This window comes from Pseudomonas sp. ZT5P21 (genome assembly GCF_054897785.1).
On sequence record NZ_CM142705.1, the window covers coordinates 102,628 to 121,241 of the forward strand.

Sequence of the window (18,614 nt, forward strand, 5' to 3'; positions counted from 1 at the left end):
GGGATTTATCCCCGTTGGGTTGCGAAGCGGCCCCAGCCCTTGCCATTTGTGGACTATCAGTTACACCGTATTGACAGGCTTTGGGACGGCTTCGCCGTCCAACGGGGATAAATCCCCTCGCCACAGATAAATCCCCTCGCCACAGTTGACCTCCATCACCTTCATTGTTTGCCCATCGCAAAGTTGGGCAACGCCCCCACCGGTTGATTGAACTGGTACGGAATCGACACCAGCCCCAACCCGGTATTGCGCTGCACCACGAAATGCAGGTGCGGCCCGCTGCTGTTGCCGGTGTTGCCTGACAACGCCAACGGACTGCCCACTGACACCCGCTGCCCCTCGCGAACGCTCACCGACCCTCGTTTGAGGTGCAGGTACACGCCCATCGTCCCGTCATCGTGCAGCACCCGCACGAAATTGCCCGACGGATCGTTGCCGCGCCCGGTCTGGTCATTCTCGGTTTTCACCACCACCCCGCCTCGCGCCGCAATGATCGGCGTGCCTTCGGGCATCGCAATGTCCATGGCGTAGCGGTTTTTCGCACCGAAGTGGCTGTACTGACCATTGGCGCCCTGACTCAGACGAAACGGGCCACCGCGCCAGGGGAAAGGGTATCGATAGGCCATGGCGGCGCCTGAGGGATCGCCCAAGGAGTATTCAAATTTGGGCGTGTACACGAGCGGCATCTCGGCTTTCGTAGCCGTGAGCAGCGCCAGACGAATGCTGCTGCGCGCCGGCATGACCCGGCGAATCGGTCGGCTCGGCGCACCGCTGACGTTCCGCAGCCCGGCGAAACTCAACTCTATTTCTACTGGCGCATACAGGTCATTGCGCACATAAACGCTGTCTACGACCTGCTTCTTGGTGATGACGAGGTACACCTGACGCTCGAGGTGTTCGACCATGCGATCGCGAAAAGTGAACACTTGGGAGCCCTTCGTGGGGCGGTCACTGTAGGAGACCACGCCATTGGCGTCGGTGGACTTGTAGATCGTCATGGCCCACGCGGAGGTGGAGGCCATGAAAAGACCGCAGAAAAACAGCAGGCGCGCGAGCATGGTCGAAAATTCTGTCGAGTGAGGCCTGGGGATGAGCCTAGCAGCTGCAATGGACCAGGGTAGTCGGCAGATGTTTCAAATGGGCTGTTCAGCGGATGTATGGTGAATTCGAAGGCCTCATCGCGAGCAAGCTCGCTCACACATTGGAATGCATTTCAAATGTGGGAGCGAGCTTGCTCGCGATGGCGGCTTAACAGACGATGCCGAACCTAAGCGCCTGGAACGAAATGCTTCTGCGCCGTACCACGTGCTATCAAACGGGAGATGTAATCCAGTTTCTGCGCGTCCTGGTCGACAAAGCGGAACGTCAGTTGCAGCCATTCGCTGTCGGGTTTCTGTTCGTGGGCGACGATGGCGTGCAGGTAACCGTTCAGGCGGGCGACTTCAGCGTTGTCGCCCTGCTCCAGATCGAGCACGGCGCTGTCGAGCACTTGCGGCAGGGCTTCGCTGCGTTTGACCACCAGCAGCGCTTCCTTGAGGCTCAAGGCCTTGATCACGCATTGCTGAATGCCGTTCGGCAGGCGCAGTTGGCCTTGGCCACGACCGCTGGTTGGCGCGGCGGAGGCCGCTGGTGCTTTGACCGGCGGGCTGTTGAGCAGGCCACGAGATGGCGCAGGAGCCGGGGCGGGTGCAGCGGCGACGGGTTTGGCGAACGGGTTGACCGGGGCTGGCGCCGCTGCTGGCGCAACAACCGCCGCTTTGCCGCCAGTCAACGCGCTCAAGGAATCGTTACCGAACGCCGAGTTCATTTTGGTCGGCGCGCTGTTCATCAAGGTATCGAGCTTGCCAACCTTGTTCAGCGCCTGCTTGACCTTGGTCAGCAGTTGTTCATTGGTGAACGGCTTGCTGACGTAGCCGGATACGCCAGCCTGGATCGCCTGGACGACGTTCTCTTTGTCGCCACGGCTGGTCACCATGACGAAGGGCATGGTCTTGAGGTTGTCCTGCTCGCGGCACCAGGTCAACAGTTCCAGGCCGGACATTTCCGGCATCTCCCAGTCGCACAGCACCAGGTCGAACGCTTCCCGTGCCAGCAAGGCCTGAGCCTTCTTGCCGTTGATTGCGTCTTCAATGCGGATCCCCGGGAAGTAGTTGCGCAGGCATTTCTTCACCAGGTCACGAATGAACGACGCATCGTCCACGACCAATACACTGACCTTACTCATCCATCACCCCTTTAAAAAATCCCGGCAAGCATACCGCTTTGCTGATGGCACATTGCCAAAAACCTTCAGTCACGCCGGGACTTTTCGTTCGCGGGTGCTGCATTCAACTACGTAACCCACAAACAAAAACGCCCGGCCAAAGGGCCGGGCGCTTTACTTGGGCAATCTTACTTATCGTCAACTTCGCCCGGAACATTAGCGGTTTCACCACTTGCGCCTTCAACTTCTTCTTTCATGCGCTTGAGGCCCAGGTGACGCACGTCGGTACCGCGCACCAGGTAAATCACCAACTCCGCAATATTGCGCGCGTGGTCGCCGATGCGCTCCAGCGAACGCAGCACCCAGATAATGCTCAGAACCCGCGAGATAGAGCGTGGGTCTTCCATCATGTAGGTGGCGAGTTCACGCAGGGCGGTCTTGTATTCGCGGTCGATGATCTTGTCGTACTGCGCCACCGACAACGCCAGGTCGGCGTCGAAGCGGGCAAACGCGTCCAGCGCGTCACGCACCATGTTGCGCACCTGGTCACCGATGTGACGCACCTCGACGTAACCGCGCGGCGCTTCACCTTCCTCGCACAGCTGGATGGCGCGGCGGGCGATCTTGGTCGATTCGTCACCAATACGCTCCAGGTCGATCACCGACTTGGAGATGCTGATGATCAGACGCAAGTCAGACGCCGCAGGCTGACGACGGGCCAGAATGCGCAGGCATTCTTCGTCGATGTTGCGTTCCATCTGGTTGATCTGGTCGTCGATCTCGCGAACCTGCTGGGCCAGGCCAGAGTCGGCCTCGATCAGCGCCGTCACCGCGTCGTTGACCTGCTTCTCTACCAGCCCGCCCATGGCCAGGAGGTGGCTGCGCACTTCCTCGAGCTCAGCATTGAACTGCGCGGAAATGTGGTGGGTAAGGCCTTCTTTACTAATCATGTTGGCGTCCTTGGAGCGTCCGGTAAGGTGCGGTGGACCGCAGCGTCAGTTCAGTGAGCAACCACAGCTTCCTAGCCGTAACGACCGGTGATGTAGTCTTCGGTCTGCTTCTTCGCCGGATTGGTGAACAGGGTATCGGTGTCGCCGAATTCCACCAGTTTGCCCATGTACATGAATGCCGTGTAGTCGGAAACGCGCGCGGCCTGTTGCATGTTGTGGGTCACGATGACGATGGTGAACTTCGATTTCAGTTCGTAGATCAGCTCTTCGACTTTCAGCGTCGAGATCGGGTCGAGTGCCGAGCACGGCTCGTCGAGCAGCAGCACTTCCGGTTCCACGGCGATAGTACGTGCGATCACCAGACGTTGCTGCTGACCACCGGACAGGCCCAGTGCCGACTCGTGCAGACGGTCTTTGACTTCGTCCCACAGCGCCGCGCCTTTCAACGCCCACTCGACGGCTTCATCGAGGATGCGTTTTTTGTTGATGCCCTGGATGCGCAGGCCATACACCACGTTTTCGTAGATGGTCTTCGGGAACGGGTTCGGCTTCTGGAACACCATACCCACGCGACGACGCAGCTCGGCGACGTCCTCGCCCTTGCGGTAGATGTTATTGCCGTACAGGTTGATTTCGCCTTCAACGCGGCAGCCGTCAACCAGGTCGTTCATGCGGTTGAAGGTGCGCAGCAGCGTGGACTTGCCGCAGCCGGACGGGCCGATGAAGGCGGTGACGCGCTGCTTCGGAATGTTCAGGCTGACGTCGTACAGCGCTTGTTTGTCGCCGTAGAACAGGTTCAGGCCCGGCACTTCGATGGCCACTGTTTCCTGGGCCAGGCTCAGGCTCTGTTTATCGCGGCCCAGGGCAGACATGTTGATGCCGTGGGTATGTGCTTCGTGCTGCATGGGAGGCTCCCTGTGCTGACAAATTCGGTTCGGAATACCGCTTCACGGTATGCCCAATAAATGTTCGATTGGACGCGGGCTGATGTGGGAGCGGGCTTGCTCGCGAAGAGGCCATCACATTCAGCATCAATGTTGTCTGACCTACCGCCTTCGCGAGCAAGCTCGCTCCCACAAGGTCCGCGCCGACCTATTAACTATCCAGCGCTTTGTATTTCTCGCGCAGGTGGTTCCGGATGTAGACGGCCGACAGGTTCAATGTCGCGATCACCAGTACCAGCAGCAGCGCCGTGGCGTACACCAGCGGGCGCGCGGCTTCGACGTTCGGGCTCTGGAAGCCGACGTCATAAATATGGAAGCCCAGGTGCATGATCTTCTGGTCGAGGTGAAGGTAGGGGTAGTTGCCATCCAGCGGCAGCGACGGCGCCAGTTTCACCACGCCCACCAGCATCAGCGGCGCCACTTCACCGGCGGCGCGTGCCACGGCGAGGATCATGCCGGTCATCATCGCCGGGCTGGCCATCGGCAGCACGATCTTCCAAAGGGTTTCAGCCTTGGTCGCGCCGAGGGCCAACGAGCCTTCACGCACGGTGCGAGGAATCCGCGCCAGGCCTTCTTCGGTGGCCACGATCACCACCGGCACCGCCAGCAGCGCCAGGGTCAGCGAGGCCCAGAGCAGGCCTGGCGTACCGAAGGTCGGTGCCGGCAGTGCTTCAGGGAAGAACAACCGGTCGACCGAGCCGCCCAGCACATAAACGAAGAAGCCCAGACCGAACACGCCGTACACGATGGCCGGAACGCCCGCCAGGTTGTTCACGGCGATGCGGATAATCCGGGTCAACGCGTTTTGCTTGGCGTATTCACGCAGGTAAACCGCAGCCAGTACGCCGAACGGCGTCACGATCATCGCCATGATCAGGGTCATCATCACGGTGCCGAAAATGGCCGGGAAGATCCCGCCTTCGGTGTTCGCTTCACGCGGATCGTCGCTGAGGAATTCCCAGACCTTGCTGAAGTAGAAACCGATCTTGGTCATCGTGCCCATGGCGTTCGGCTGGTAGGCGTGAACCACTTTGCCGATGTCGATGACGACTTCTTTGCCGTTGGCGTCGCGGGCCGTCAGGCTGTCGCGGTTGAACTGCGTGTGAAGGTCGTTCAGGCGTGCTTCGATGTCCTGATAGCGAGCGTTCAGCTCGGCGCGCTCGGATTCCATGTCCGCTTGTGCGGCGGCGTCGAGGGTGCCGGCCAGTTCCAGCTTGCGACTGTGCAGGCGGATGCGTTCGAGGCCGGCGTTGATCGCGCCGATATCGACTTTTTCCAGGGTCTTGAGCTGTGCAGCAAGCTCGTTGACACGAGCGACACGGGCTTGCAACTCAGGCCACGCGGCTTCGCCTTCAGCAATGACTTTGCCTTCCTGTTTGACGTTGACCAGGTAGCCGTAGAAATTGCCCCACTCGCGGCGCTCGATGGCCATCAGCTCAGGCGGCGTCTTCTGGTTGGTCAGCCACTCGCCGACGATCCAGGTGAAGTCGTTGCCGTTCAGGTCACGGTTGCCGACCTTGATCAGCTCGCGGGTCATGAACTCCGGACCCTCGTCGGGCACCGGCAGACCAGCGCTTTTCAGGCGCTCGCGGGGCACTTCTTCTTTCTGCACGATTTCGCCGATAACCAGGTGATTAGCCTGGCCCGGCACGTCGTAGCTGGCGTGAATCAAATCCGCCGGCCAGAAGTGACCCAGACCGCGCACGGCAATCACCGCCAGCAGACCAATGGTCATGATGACCGAAATGGACACCGCGCCACCGCTGATCCAGACGCCGGGGGCGCCGCTCTTGAACCATCCATTCAGGGAGTTCTGTTTCACAGACTTCTACCTTTCTTAAAGCGACGAGTATTTCTTGCGCAGACGCTGACGAATCAGTTCCGCGAGGGTGTTCATGACGAAGGTGAACAACAGCAGCACCAGCGCCGAGAGGAACAGCACACGGTAGTGGCTGCCGCCGACTTCCGATTCGGGCATTTCCACCGCGACGTTGGCGGCCAGCGTCCGCAGACCTTCGAACAGGTTCATTTCCATGACCGGGGTGTTACCGGTGGCCATCAGCACGATCATGGTTTCACCGACCGCACGGCCCATGCCGATCATCAGCGCCGAGAAGATGCCCGGGCTGGCGGTGAGGATCACCACCCGCGTCATGGTCTGCCACGGCGTAGCACCAAGTGCCAGGGAACCGAGGGTCAGGCCGCGTGGCACGCTGAATACGGCGTCTTCGGCGATGGAGTAGATGTTCGGGATTACCGCGAAGCCCATGGCCAGACCGACCACCAGTGCGTTGCGCTGGTCGTAGGTGATGCCCAGGTCGTGGGAGATCCACATGCGCATGTCACCACCGAAGAACCAGGTTTCCATGTACGGGCTCATGTACAGCGAGAGCCAGCCCACGAACAGAATCACCGGAATCAGAATCGCGCTTTCCCAGCCATCCGGCACTCTCAGGCGGATCGACTCAGGCAGGCGACTGAAGACGAAACCAGCCACCAGAATGCCGATCGGCAAGAGCATCAGCAGGCTGAAGATGCCCGGCAAATGCCCTTCTACATAAGGGGCGAGGAACAGACCGGCGAAGAAACCGAGGATCACCGTCGGCATCGCTTCCATCAGCTCGATCACCGGTTTGACCTTGCGGCGCATGCCGGGGGCCATGAAGTACGCGGTGTAGATTGCAGCGGCAACGGCCAGTGGCGCGGCCAGCAGCATGGCGTAGAACGCGGCTTTCAGGGTGCCGAAGGTCAGCGGAGACAAGCTCAGCTTGGGTTCGAAGTCGGTGTTGGCGGCGGTCGATTGCCAGACGTATTTAGGCTCGTCGTAGTTCTCGTACCAGACCTTGTTCCACAGCGCGCTCCATGAAACTTCCGGGTGCGGGTTGTCGAGCAGCAGTGGCTGAACCTTGCCGCCCTGCTCCACGATGATGCGGTTGGCCCGTGGCGACATACCGAAAGTGCCCTGGCCATCGACCACCTGATCCACCAGCAAGGTGCGGTGTGCGGTGCTATGGAACACGCCGAGCTTGCCGGACGCATCGAGGGCGACGAAGCCTTTGCGACGTTCTTCAGCGGAGATTTCAACGATCGGCGTGGTGCCCATCTGGAAGGTGCGGATCTGCTTAAGGCGCTGCTCGCCATCCGGGTCGCGGGCCATGAACCACTGGGCCAGACCACCTTTTGAATCGCCAAGGATCAGCGAGATACCACCCACCAGTTGGGTGCTGGCAGTAATCTCTGCATCGCCGTTTTCGAGCAACTTGTAGCGACCGTTAAGGCTCTTGTCGCGCAGACTGAATACGTCGGCCTGAGCACGACCGTTAATCACATACAGCCACTGCTGACGCGGGTCGACGAAGATGTTCTTCACCGGCTCGGTCATTTGCGGCAGATCGATACGCGTCTGCTCATTGGTGATCTCGCCCGTCATCATGTTCTCTTCGCTGGTCAGCGACAGAACATTGAGTTGCGAACCGGTGGAGCCGACCAGCATCAGGGTCGTGTCGGTGGCGTTGAGGCTGACATGCTCCAGCGCACCGCCCGCCTCGTTCAACGCAACTGGAGTTTCGCCATACGGATATTCGATGGCTGGCGAGATGGTCTTCTTGCCATCCGGGTAGCTGACTTTATAAGTGTGACGGAACACCAGGGCCTGACCGTTAGACAAACCAACCGCCACCAACGGATGACCGGGCTGGTCTTCACCGATGGAGGTCACGGTGGTGCCGGCCGGGATCGGTAGATCGACGCGCTTGAGCTCAGCGCCACTGTCGATGGCGAAAAACAGCGCCTGCCCTTTGTCGGAAACCCGCATGGCGACCTGGTTCTGCTCTTCCAGGGAGATCATCAGCGGCTTGCCGGCGTCTTGCATCCAGGCGGGCGTGATGGCTTCCTTGGCGGTCAGGTCGGCACCCTGGAACAGGGGCAAGACGACGTAGGCAAGGAAGAAGAAGATCAGTGTGATCGCGCCAAGAACAGCGAGGCCGCCAACGAGAACGTACCAGCGGGTCAGGCGATCTTTAAGCGCGCGAATGCGGCGCTTACGTTGCAACTCAGGCGTATTGAAGTCAATTCGCTTGGGGGGATTTGTAGTCATGGTGGAATTGGCCAGATCAGTCATGCGCACACCCTAGCGATCCTGTATGACAGAAAGATGACAATGCAGTGACGCAACAAATCCGCCGCCAGTGGGAACTGGCAGAGGACAGAGAATTAGAGGCGTGTGGGGGTGGGCGTACCCACCCCCACTGGAGCCCGGAAATGAGTCCGGGCTCAAGGTGTTACTTCTTTACGACAGAGCCGCCTTCCGACAGACCCAGGTCAGCCAGTGCTTTTGCAGCAACCTTGGCTGGCAGTGGGATGTAACCGTCTTTCACTACAACTTCCTGGCCCTGTTTGGACAGAACCAGTTTCACGAACTCGGCTTCCAGCGGGGCCAGAGGCTTGTTCGGGGCTTTGTTGACGTAAACGTAGAGGAAACGCGACAGCGGGTACTTGCCGTTCAGGGCGTTTTCTTCGGTGTCTTCGACAAACTCGGTGCTGCCTTTCTTGGCCAGAGCCACGGTCTTCACGCTAGCGGTTTTGTAACCGATGCCCGAGTAACCAACGCCGTTCAGCGAAGAACTGATCGACTGCACGACCGAAGCCGAACCTGGTTGCTCGTTGACGTTTGGCTTGTAGTCACCTTTGCACAGGGCTTCTTCTTTGAAGTAGCCATAGGTGCCCGATACCGAGTTACGACCGAACAGTTGAACCGGCTTGGTGGCCAGGTCACCGGTCACGCCCAGGTCGCCCCAGGTCTTCACGTCGGTTTTAGCGCCGCACAGACGAGTGGACGAGAAGATCGCGTCAACTTGTTCCATGGTCAGGTGCTGGATCGGGTTGTCTTTGTGTACGAAGACAGCCAGGGCGTCCACGGCAACCGGGATCGCGGTTGGCTTGTAACCGTATTTGGTTTCGAAGGCTTGCAGCTCGGTGTCCTTCATCTTGCGGCTCATCGGGCCCAGGTTAGCGGTGCCTTCAGTCAGCGCAGGTGGCGCGGTAGACGAACCGGCAGCCTGAATCTGGATGTTTACGTTCGGGTATTCTTTTTTGTAGTTCTCGGCCCACAGGGTCATGAGGTTGGCCAGGGTATCGGAGCCGACGCTGGACAGGTTGCCCGACACACCAGTGATCTTGGTGTAGCTCGGGATAGCAGGGTCAACAGCGGCAACCGCGTTGGCAGTCGCAACGCCAGCAGCGACAAAAGTCATTGCCGCCATCAAACGCTTCAGTTTCATGCCTTACTCCTAGCAGATAGAGTGTGTTAAGTCGGGGCCAAGTATCAGCAGGCCGTGTGAACACTCTATGGCTGAAATATGACAATTGGATGAAAGGCCAGCATTCAGTGTTTCGAAGTGATTCCGCGTCATCGTTCTTCGCGAGCAAGCCCGCTCCCACATTTAAACGAGTTCTCCTGAAGGAGGGCGGTCGAAGGTGGGAGCGGGCTTGCTCGCGAAAGCGTCAGTCGGTTTAGCGCCCTTTCTTCCAGAGGTACGCGCCGACCAGAATCCCGACCCCGCAAATGATCGCCACATAATAGGCAGGCCCCATCGGGCTTTCCTTGAGCAGCAACGTCACCACCATCGGGGTCAAACCACCAAAAATCGCATACGCCAGGTTGTAGGAGAACGACAATCCGCTAAAGCGCACCACCGCCGGGAAGGCTTTGACCATCACGTAGGGCACAGCACCGATGGTGCCGACCAGCAAACCGGTCACGGCGTACATCGGGAACAGCCAGTCCGGGTGATTGAACAGGCTGTGATAAAAAGTCCATGAGCTGAGCAACAGTAGGGCGCTGCCGAACACGAACACCCGGCCAGCGCCGAAACGGTCAGCCAGTGCACCGGAGGCCACGCAGCCCAGGCTCAGGAACAAAATCGCCAGGCTGTTAGCCTGCAACGCAGTGGTCGGCGAGAAGTGGTAAACGGTCTGCAGCACGGTCGGCGTCATCAGAATGACCACGATGATGCCGGCAGACAGCAGCCAGGTCAGCAGCATGGAAATCAGGATTGCCCCGCGATGGTCACGCAGTACCGCGCGCAACGGCACTTCTTCGGCCAAGGCCTTGCGCAGTTGCAGCTCGGCAAACACCGGCGTTTCGTGCAGCCAGCGACGCAGGTAAACCGAGAACAGGCCAAACACGCCGCCGAGCAGGAACGGGATCCGCCAGGCGTAATCCGACACTTGCGCCGGGGTATAAATGCTGTTGATCGCGGTGGCGATCAGCGAGCCCAGCAGGATACCCGCCGTCAGACCGCTGGTCAGGGTGCCGCAGGCGTAGCCAATGTGCCGCTGCGGCACGTGTTCGGAAACGAAGACCCACGCGCCGGGAACTTCACCGCCAATCGCCGCGCCCTGAATCACCCGCATCAGCAGCAACAGGATCGGCGCCCACATGCCGATCTGCGCGTACGTCGGCAGCAGGCCCATGATCAGGGTCGGCACCGCCATCATGAAAATGCTCAGGGTGAACATCTTCTTGCGGCCCAACAGGTCACCGAAGTGCGCCATCACAATGCCGCCCAGCGGCCGTGCCAGGTACCCCGCGGCAAAGATGCCGAAAGTCTGCATCAGCCGCAGCCACTCGGGCATGTCGGCCGGGAAGAACAGCTTGCCCACCACCGTGGCGAAGAACACGAAAATGATGAAGTCATAGAACTCCAGCGCGCCGCCCAGGGCAGACAGCGATAAAGTCTTGTAGTCATTACGGGTCAACGGACGTGCGGGCTGGGTCGGCTGCGCGATGCTCGAGGGCGCTGAGGTCATGGCAAGGGCTTCTCTTATAGTCGGATCTGCAACCCCAACAACGCTGGCGGAGGCTTGGGCAGGTCCGGCACGATAACAAATTGTTCGAAAAAGCACATGGAGGTGCGTATTTGCCGGTCAAAATGAGAACCGGACGGTCGTCTCGGGGTCTACCGACCGATATACTCGCGATCTTGCAACAGTTTGAAAGGGTTGCTGTGCGAAGACGCTGCTGGCAGTACCAGTCGATTTCGCAGAGTTTCTCTTTAGGCGCCTTACGAAAAACGTGACGAACGTAGTATGTTCGGGGCTGAATCGTTTTTCCAAGACGGCTATTCACCCGCAATACCTATGAAGAATCACGGGTCAGAGGCACCCCTGGCATGATAGAGCTCGAACAAGAAGATCCAATCCCGCAAGGCGACCTGGCCCTGCAAATCACCGCGCTTCCCCGTGAAACCAACGGTTTCGGCGATATTTTCGGTGGCTGGCTGGTGGCACAGATGGATTTGGCAGGCACCGCAATGGCCAGCAAAGTCGCTGGCGGTCGCGTGGCAACGGTGGCGATTGACCGCATGGCGTTCCTGGTTCCGGTCGCGGTGGGCGCTCAGCTTTCCTTTTATACCCAGGCCCTGGAAATCGGTCGCAGCTCAATCCAGATGATGGTCGAGGTCTGGAGCGACGATCCGCTGTCCAGCGAGTGGCGCAAAGTCACGGAAGCCGTGTTTGTGTTTGTTGCCATCGATGGCAGCGGCCGCACTCGCTCTGTTCCACCGCGCGCGCGTTAAACGTAGCGACAGTTTTGCGGTCCATCACAGCCCTGTACCTGATTCGAGAATTGCCCCATGAGCACGCCCGACGTTGAAGCTGTGAAACTGGATGACCTGAACTGCTGGCGCATCCGCCACGGTCAGGCCGAATTGCTGGTGGCCCAGCAAGGCGCGCACATCCTCAGTTATCAATTGGCCGGCCAACCGCCGCTGATCTGGCTCAATGACGAGGCTGTGTTCAAGACCGGCAAGAGCATCCGCGCCGGTGTGCCGGTGTGCTGGCCTTGGTTCGGCAATTTTTCGCGCAATCCGCAGAGCGTTCAGGCGATGCGCGTGAGCAACGAACCACCGACCGCCCACGGTTTTGTACGGGCGATGGACTGGGAGCTGGGCGGTATCGATACCGAAGGTGAAAGCCTGAAGGTAGAGTTCGTCCTGCCGTACCCCGAAGGCGGCTTCCCCGACTGGCCGCATCAGGTGGATTTGAAGTTGAGCATTCGTCTGAATGAGCAATTACACATCAGCCTGAGCAGCCACAACCGGGGCGCCGACGCAGTCACCATCAGTCAGGCACTGCACAGCTATTTTGCAGTCAGCGATGTGCGCAATGTGCACGTTGAAGGGCTGGATGGCTTGAATTACATCGAGACGCTGGATGACTGGAAAACCGTGTCTCAGACCGGTGACCTGCATTTTACCGGTGAGACTGATCGCATCTACCTTAATACCCCGGCGAAGCTGAGCATCGTCGATCCCGTCTGGGCGCGACGCATAGAGCTGACCAGCAGCGGATCGCGCTCGGCGGTGATCTGGAACCCCTGGATTGATCGCGCGGCGGCGCTCAGTGACATGGCTGATGATGGCTGGCAGCGGATGCTGTGCATCGAGACGGCGAATGTGATGGATGATGTGGTGACGCTGGCGCCGGGCGCCCGTCATACCCTGGGCGTAAGCATCGGCAGCAAATCCCTCTAACACCACAAAACCAATGTGGGAGCGAGCTTGCTCGCGATGGCGGTGTAACAGTCAACATGGATGTTGAATAGTATGGCCTCATCGCGAGCAAGCTCGCTCCCACAGTTTTGAACGCCTACAAATCCGACTCTTTCACCACTCTGACTTTCGCCGCATCCAGCGCATACGCCGCATCGGCCAGATCATTGTTGACCTTCTCGATCTTCAACGTGCCCGTCACCCACAACGGCGTATAGATATCATCGAGCTTCAACCCTTTCGGATAACGCACCAGCACCAATTGGTTAGGCGGCGGTGGCGGCACATGGATGCAGGCGCCCGGATACGGCACGAGGAAGAATAGCGTGCTACGGCCTTTGGCGTCGGATTCCAGCGGCACCGGGTAACCGCCGAGGCGGATGTTCTTGTCGTTCATCGACGGCACGGTTTTGGTCGAGTACATCACCGCCGGCAAACCCTTGCTCTGCTTCATGCCACCCTTTTCGGTAAAGGTGCCATTGGCTTCGGGGGAGTCGTGATCGATTTCGGGCATGGCCTCGAGGGCTTTCTGGTCCGACTTGGGCATCAGTTCGAGCCAGTCGGTTTCCGGCAGTTCGCCGGCATGGGCAAGGCCCGTTCCCAGTAGAAGAAGAGTCAACAGAAGACGGCGCATGGAGGTGCTCGGCAAAGGAGAGGACGTTACGTCGCCGAGCATTCTAGCCCTCCCCGCGCGTTTGGCAGAGAGGGCTTTGTCGATTGAATCAGTTCCTTTTGATCAAGCCGTAGATCACCAGCAAAATCACGGCGCCGACCAGCGCACCCAAGAAGCCTGCGCCTTGGCCGGCTTGATAGAAGCCCAGGGCCTGGCCGCCGTAAGTGGCCGCCAGCGAACCGCCGATACCGAGCAGGATGGTCATGATCCAGCCCATGCTGTCATCACCCGGTTTCAAGAACCGGGCGAGCAGGCCGACGATCAAGCCGATAAAGATGGTTCCGATAATTCCCATGGCATTTCCCTCTGATTTGGACAGTTATGACGAAGCCTAGTCAGACTTTGGCATCCTGCCATGAGAGAACGGCGGTCCCTGAATGGTTCCGCCGCTGCCACATGAAACTATTTATTCAGCGATGAGCGCTTCGACCTTGAGGATCTGCGCCGCCAGCGTCTCGCGGTCCGCACAACGCAGGTTGGCATGGCCGACCTTGCGGCCGACCTTGAACGCTTTGCCGTAGTGATGCAGATGGCAATCGGCGATGGCCAGGATTTTTTCGGTCTCCGGCACTTTACCGATGAAGTTGAGCATCGCGCTCTCACCCACCTTGGCGGTCGAACCCAGCGGCAGGCCGGCAACAGCGCGCAGGTGGTTTTCGAACTGGCTGCACTCGGCACCTTCCGTGGTCCAGTGCCCGGAGTTGTGCACACGCGGGGCGATTTCGTTGGCCTTGAGGCCACCGTCGACTTCAAAGAACTCGAACGCCATCACGCCGACGTAGTTCAGCTGCTTGAGTACGCGGCTGGAGTAGTCTTCGGCCAAGGCTTGCAGCGGGTGGTCGGTGCTGGCCACGGACAGTTTGAGGATGCCACTGTCGTGGGTGTTGTGAACCAGCGGGTAGAACTTCGTTTCGCCATCGCGGGCACGCACGGCGATGAGAGACACTTCGCCGGTGAACGGCACGAAGCCTTCCAGCAGGCAGGCAACGCCGCCCAGTTCAGCGAAGGTGCCAACTACGTCTTCAGCGGTGCGCAGGACTTTCTGGCCTTTGCCGTCGTAACCCAGGGTGCGGGTTTTCAGCACGGCCGGCAGACCGATGGACGCCACGGCGGCGTCCAGATCGGCTTGCGACTGGATGTCGGCGAACGCCGGGGTGGGAATCCCCAGGTCCTTGAACATGCTCTTCTCGAACCAGCGATCGCGGGCGATGCGCAGGGCTTCGGCGCTCGGGTAGACCGGGACGAACTGCGACAGGAATGCCACGGTTTCAGCCGGGACGCTTTCGAACTCGAACGTCACCAGATCCACTTCATCGGCGAGCTGACGCAGGTGATCCTGATCGCCGTAATCGGCCCGCAGGTGTTCGCCCAACGCGGCTGCGCAAGCATCCGGCGCGGGGTCCAGGAAAGCGAAGTTCATGCCGAGCGGAGTACCCGCCAGCGCCAACATGCGACCCAACTGGCCGCCACCGATTACACCGATCTTCATCGTCAACAACCTCAGGCGATGCGTGGGTCTGGATTGTCCAGGACGCTGTCTGTCTGCTCAGCGCGGAAAGTCTTCAGCACTTCGTGAAACTGTGGATGCTTGGCGCCGAGGATACTCGCCGACAACAGCGCGGCGTTGATCGCGCCGGCCTTGCCGATGGCGAGGGTGGCAACCGGAATACCGGCTGGCATCTGCACGATAGACAGCAGCGAATCGACGCCCGAGAGCATCGACGACTGCACCGGCACGCCCAGCACCGGCAGGTGGGTCTTGGCCGCACACATGCCAGGCAAGTGGGCCGCGCCACCGGCACCGGCGATGATCACCTCGATGCCACGCGCCTCGGCCTCTTCGGCGTACTGGAACAGCAGGTCCGGGGTGCGGTGGGCAGAAACCACTTTCACCTCGTAAGGGATGCCGAGCTTTTCCAGCATATCGGCGGTGTGGCTAAGAGTGGACCAATCGGACTTGGAGCCCATGATCACGCCAACCAGTGCACTCATCGTCGTGCCTCTTCTCTCTGGGCGCCCGCAGGCGCGTCAAAAACAACAAGCCACGCAAAATGCGTGGCTTGATTGTACGAAAAATGGCCGGACGAACCGGCCGAAGGCCGCGCAGTATACCTCAAAGAAGCAGATAAACAGCCCCCATTGCGACCATCTGTCATACGGCGCAAAAGCCCGGTTTTATTGACCCGAAGGTCAGCGAAAGGCCAACACAAATCCCCCTATGGGAGCGGGCTTGCTCGCGAAGGCTGTGTATCAGTCGACATACATGTTGCCTGACACGCAGCTTTCGCGAGCAAGCCCGCTCCCACATTTTGATCTTCTGCGGTCTCAGGAACCGGTCGCGCCTTGCGCGGCGCCCCCCTCAAGCTTGCGCCACAACAACCGCACGTTGGCTTTACGCACCAACGCGCAGCGATACAGGCGAATCTCCAGCGGCACATGCCATTGCGGGCCGCCGCAGACCACCAGTTCGCCACGCGCCAGTTCGGCACGCACACTGAGTTGCGGCACCCAGGCAATTCCCAATCCTTCCAGCGCCATGCTTTTCAAACTGTCGGCCATGGCGGTTTCGTAAATGGTGGTAAAGCGCAGCGCCCGCTGACGCAGCAGCATGTTCACCGAACGCCCGAGAAACGCACCGGCGCTGTAGGCGAGCAGCGGCACACTGCCCTCACCCTCCAGATCAAACAGCGGCTTGCCGTCGGCATCCGCCGCGCACACCGGGAGCATTTCGGTGTCGCCCAGGTGCAGGGACGGGAAGATTTCCGGGTCCATCTGCATCGCCGCGTCCGGGTCATAGAACGCCAACATCAAGTCGCAACCGCCTTCGCGCAACGCATGCACCGCGTCGCCAACGTTGGTCGCCACCAGGCGCGTAGCAATGTTCAGACCTTCATTACGCAACTGCGCGATCCAGCGTGGAAAGAAACCCAACGCCAATGAGTGAGCGGCAGCGACTTGCATCACCTCGCCCTGCCCGCCTTCCAGATGATGAAGGTGGCGCAGCACTTCGCCCAGCTGTTCGACCACGGTGCGCGCGGTCACCAGAAACAATTGCCCCGCCGCCGTCAGCTCGACGGGCGTACGCGAGCGGTTGACCAGTTGCAGCCCCAGCGCGGCTTCGAGGCTACGGATCCGCCGACTGAACGCCGGCTGGGTCACGAAGCGCCGTTCGGCAGCCTGGGAGAAGCTGCGGGTGGCGGCCAGAGCACTGAAGTCCTCGAGCCATTTACTTTCCAGATTCATCACGTCCTCCCGGACACGCACCAATTTAGGTCACACGTTCGCCGCGCACGCGGCGTCACATGGGCATTATGCCGAATGTGCATAGCCCAGTGTTTAACAGCATTGGCCGAAAATTCTCCACAAGCCTAGCATTTGCAGTGTTCCGGCACAGACCGGGTCCCTATCGAGATGATTTCTATCATGTCCTCCGCTGCATCTTTCCGCACAGAAAAAGACCTGCTTGGCGTACTCGAAGTACCGGCTCAAGCGTATTACGGCATCCAGACCCTGCGAGCGGTGAATAACTTCCGCCTCTCGGGCGTTCCGATTTCGCATTACCCGAAGCTGGTTGTCGGTCTGGCGATGGTCAAACAGGCCGCCGCTGACGCTAACCGCGAGCTGGGTCACCTGAGCGAAGCCAAGCACGCTGCGATCAGCGAAGCCTGTGCACGATTGATCCGCGGCGATTTCCACGAAGAGTTCGTGGTGGACATGATTCAGGGCGGCGCTGGCACTTCGACCAACATGAATGCCAACGAAGTCATCGCCAACATCGCGCTGGAGGCCATGGGCCACAGCAAGGGCGAATACCAATACCTGCACCCCAACAACGACGTGAACATGGCGCAATCGACCAACGACGCCTACCCGACGGCGATCCGCCTGGGTCTGTTGTTGGGTCACGATGCGCTGCTGGCCAGCCTCGACAGCCTGATCCAGTCGTTCGCCGCCAAAGGTGAAGAATTCAGCCACGTCCTGAAGATGGGCCGTACCCAACTGCAAGACGCCGTGCCGATGACCCTCGGCCAGGAATTCCGCGCCTTCGCCACTACCTTGAGCGAAGACCTGGCACGCCTGAAAACACTGGCACCGGAACTGCTGACCGAAGTGAACCTGGGCGGCACCGCGATCGGTACCGGTATCAACGCCGACCCGCGCTACCAGGCCCTGGCCGTTCAGCGTCTGGCGCTGATCAGCGGTCAACCGCTGGTTCCGGCGGCCGACCTGATCGAAGCCACCTCCGACATGGGCGCCTTTGTGCTGTTCTCCGGCATGCTCAAGCGCACCGCGGTCAAGCTGTCGAAAATCTGCAACGACCTGCGCCTGCTGTCCAGCGGCCCACGCACCGGCATCAATGAAATCAATCTGCCAGCGCGTCAGCCAGGCAGCTCGATCATGCCCGGCAAGGTCAACCCGGTCATCCCGGAAGCCGTGAACCAGGTGGCGTTCCAGATCATCGGCAACGACCTGGCATTGACCATCGCGGCCGAAGGCGGCCAGTTGCAACTGAACGTGATGGAGCCGCTGATCGCCTTCAAGATCTTCGACTCGATCCGTCTGCTGCAACGCGCCATGGACATGCTGCGCGAGCACTGCATCACAGGCATCACCGCCAACGAAGCCCGCTGCCGCGAACTGGTCGAGCATTCGATCGGCCTCGTCACCGCGCTGAACCCGTACATCGGCTATGAAAACGCCACCCGCATCGCCCGTATCGCCCTCGAAAGCGGCCGCGGCGTGCTGGAACTGGTGCGAGAAGAAGGCTTGCTCGACGAAGAAATGCTCGCCGACATCCTGCGCCCGGAAAACATGATTGCTCCGCGTCTGGTTCCGCTTAAAGCCTGAGCCGACGCATAGTTGTAGCACCGCTCACCAGGTCGAGGGACTAGACACCTCTCACCTTTTGAGGGCTTGGGGATTTATTCCCAAGCCCTTTTTTTTAACTCTTTGTAGGAGCGAGCTTGCTCGCGAAGATCGCTAACGATAACGCGCTAAACCAGATGTACCAGCAGTGTCCTTGAGGTTTTCGCGAGCGAGCTCGCTCCTACAGAAGCCCGGCGCTAACAACGCGGGGTGTTTCAAAGGCTTCGTTTCGATACTTGCACCACAATCGTGCAGACGGACGGCACACTCATAGGTATAGTGCCGCCCCTCTTCGCGTGAGCGGTCGTCGGTAACGAGGCCTAAACCCATGCGAAACCCGAACTAATAACAAACCCGCAATATGAAATCGGGACGAACCTTCGCCTCACCCGTTTTGCCGCGCGCAAAGCGGTGTAACGCGATGTT

16 protein-coding genes are annotated in these 18,614 nt (G+C 59.8%); 3 read left to right on the forward strand and 13 right to left on the reverse strand.

All coding sequences use genetic code 11. The features are described from left to right. Window positions 1–161: 161 nt before the first annotated feature. The 8 genes from ACYZT9_RS00495 to ACYZT9_RS00530 form a co-directional block, all read right to left on the reverse strand. Window positions 162–1,058 (reverse strand): peptidoglycan DD-metalloendopeptidase family protein, encoded by an 897-nt coding sequence (locus ACYZT9_RS00495; RefSeq protein ID WP_462008084.1) that lies wholly within the window; start codon window positions 1,056–1,058, stop codon window positions 162–164. Window positions 1,059–1,267: 209 nt separating this feature from the next. After that, a complete protein-coding gene (locus ACYZT9_RS00500) occupies window positions 1,268–2,224 on the reverse strand; it encodes a response regulator (RefSeq protein ID WP_462008085.1) in 957 nt (318 codons plus the stop codon). Between the two features lie 167 nt (window positions 2,225–2,391). Then, the gene (gene phoU / locus ACYZT9_RS00505; RefSeq protein ID WP_462008086.1) at window positions 2,392–3,153 is read right to left on the reverse strand and encodes a phosphate signaling complex protein PhoU; all 762 of its coding nucleotides are present in this window, start codon (window positions 3,151–3,153) and stop codon (window positions 2,392–2,394) included. 71 nt (window positions 3,154–3,224) lie between these two features. Beyond that, window positions 3,225–4,058, reverse strand: coding sequence for a phosphate ABC transporter ATP-binding protein PstB (gene pstB, locus ACYZT9_RS00510; protein WP_462008087.1), 834 nt, complete (start codon window positions 4,056–4,058; stop codon window positions 3,225–3,227). 190 nt (window positions 4,059–4,248) lie between these two features. Further along, entirely contained in the window at window positions 4,249–5,919 is a 1,671-nt protein-coding gene (pstA, locus tag ACYZT9_RS00515) for a phosphate ABC transporter permease PstA (RefSeq protein WP_462008088.1), read from the reverse strand. A gap of 15 nt (window positions 5,920–5,934) precedes the next feature. Further along, complete coding sequence (locus ACYZT9_RS00520; protein ID WP_462010293.1) at window positions 5,935–7,968, reverse strand: ABC transporter permease subunit; 2,034 nt, start codon at window positions 7,966–7,968, stop codon at window positions 5,935–5,937. Window positions 7,969–8,377: 409 nt separating this feature from the next. Next, a complete protein-coding gene (locus ACYZT9_RS00525; RefSeq protein WP_462008089.1) occupies window positions 8,378–9,376 on the reverse strand; it encodes a phosphate ABC transporter substrate-binding protein PstS family protein in 999 nt (332 codons plus the stop codon). A gap of 232 nt (window positions 9,377–9,608) precedes the next feature. Next, complete coding sequence (locus ACYZT9_RS00530) at window positions 9,609–10,907, reverse strand: MFS transporter (RefSeq protein WP_462008090.1); 1,299 nt, start codon at window positions 10,905–10,907, stop codon at window positions 9,609–9,611. A 362-nt stretch (window positions 10,908–11,269) separates the two neighbouring features. Between ACYZT9_RS00530 and ACYZT9_RS00535 the strand changes: the two genes are divergently transcribed. Together ACYZT9_RS00535 and ACYZT9_RS00540 are read left to right on the forward strand one after the other, a co-directional pair. Then, window positions 11,270–11,674, forward strand: coding sequence for an acyl-CoA thioesterase (locus ACYZT9_RS00535; RefSeq protein WP_007896491.1), 405 nt, complete (start codon window positions 11,270–11,272; stop codon window positions 11,672–11,674). A gap of 57 nt (window positions 11,675–11,731) precedes the next feature. Beyond that, window positions 11,732–12,631: a D-hexose-6-phosphate mutarotase gene (locus tag ACYZT9_RS00540; protein ID WP_462008091.1), complete on the forward strand. Its 900-nt coding sequence runs from the start codon at window positions 11,732–11,734 to the stop codon at window positions 12,629–12,631. Between the two features lie 115 nt (window positions 12,632–12,746). Here ACYZT9_RS00540 and ACYZT9_RS00545 read toward each other — a convergent pair whose 3' ends face one another. The 5 genes from ACYZT9_RS00545 to ACYZT9_RS00565 all read right to left on the reverse strand — a co-directional run bounded on the left by ACYZT9_RS00545 (window position 12,747) and on the right by ACYZT9_RS00565 (window position 16,565). Next, on the reverse strand, window positions 12,747–13,283 hold the full coding sequence (locus ACYZT9_RS00545) for a DUF3299 domain-containing protein (RefSeq protein WP_462008092.1): 537 nt from the start codon (window positions 13,281–13,283) through the stop codon (window positions 12,747–12,749). Between the two features lie 88 nt (window positions 13,284–13,371). Then, entirely contained in the window at window positions 13,372–13,617 is a 246-nt protein-coding gene (locus ACYZT9_RS00550) for a GlsB/YeaQ/YmgE family stress response membrane protein (protein ID WP_084317707.1), read from the reverse strand. A gap of 111 nt (window positions 13,618–13,728) precedes the next feature. Continuing rightward, window positions 13,729–14,811: a 5-(carboxyamino)imidazole ribonucleotide synthase gene (locus ACYZT9_RS00555; protein WP_462008093.1), complete on the reverse strand. Its 1,083-nt coding sequence runs from the start codon at window positions 14,809–14,811 to the stop codon at window positions 13,729–13,731. A gap of 11 nt (window positions 14,812–14,822) precedes the next feature. Continuing rightward, entirely contained in the window at window positions 14,823–15,314 is a 492-nt protein-coding gene (gene purE / locus ACYZT9_RS00560) for a 5-(carboxyamino)imidazole ribonucleotide mutase (protein WP_090326730.1), read from the reverse strand. 333 nt (window positions 15,315–15,647) lie between these two features. Beyond that, window positions 15,648–16,565, reverse strand: coding sequence for a LysR substrate-binding domain-containing protein (locus ACYZT9_RS00565; RefSeq protein ID WP_462008094.1), 918 nt, complete (start codon window positions 16,563–16,565; stop codon window positions 15,648–15,650). 180 nt (window positions 16,566–16,745) lie between these two features. Between ACYZT9_RS00565 and aspA the strand changes: the two genes are divergently transcribed. Continuing rightward, window positions 16,746–18,170 carry an aspartate ammonia-lyase gene (aspA, locus tag ACYZT9_RS00570; RefSeq protein WP_214379912.1) on the forward strand — a complete coding sequence of 475 codons (1,425 nt, stop codon included), beginning with the start codon at window positions 16,746–16,748 and terminating at the stop codon, window positions 18,168–18,170. Window positions 18,171–18,614 lie beyond the last annotated feature (444 nt).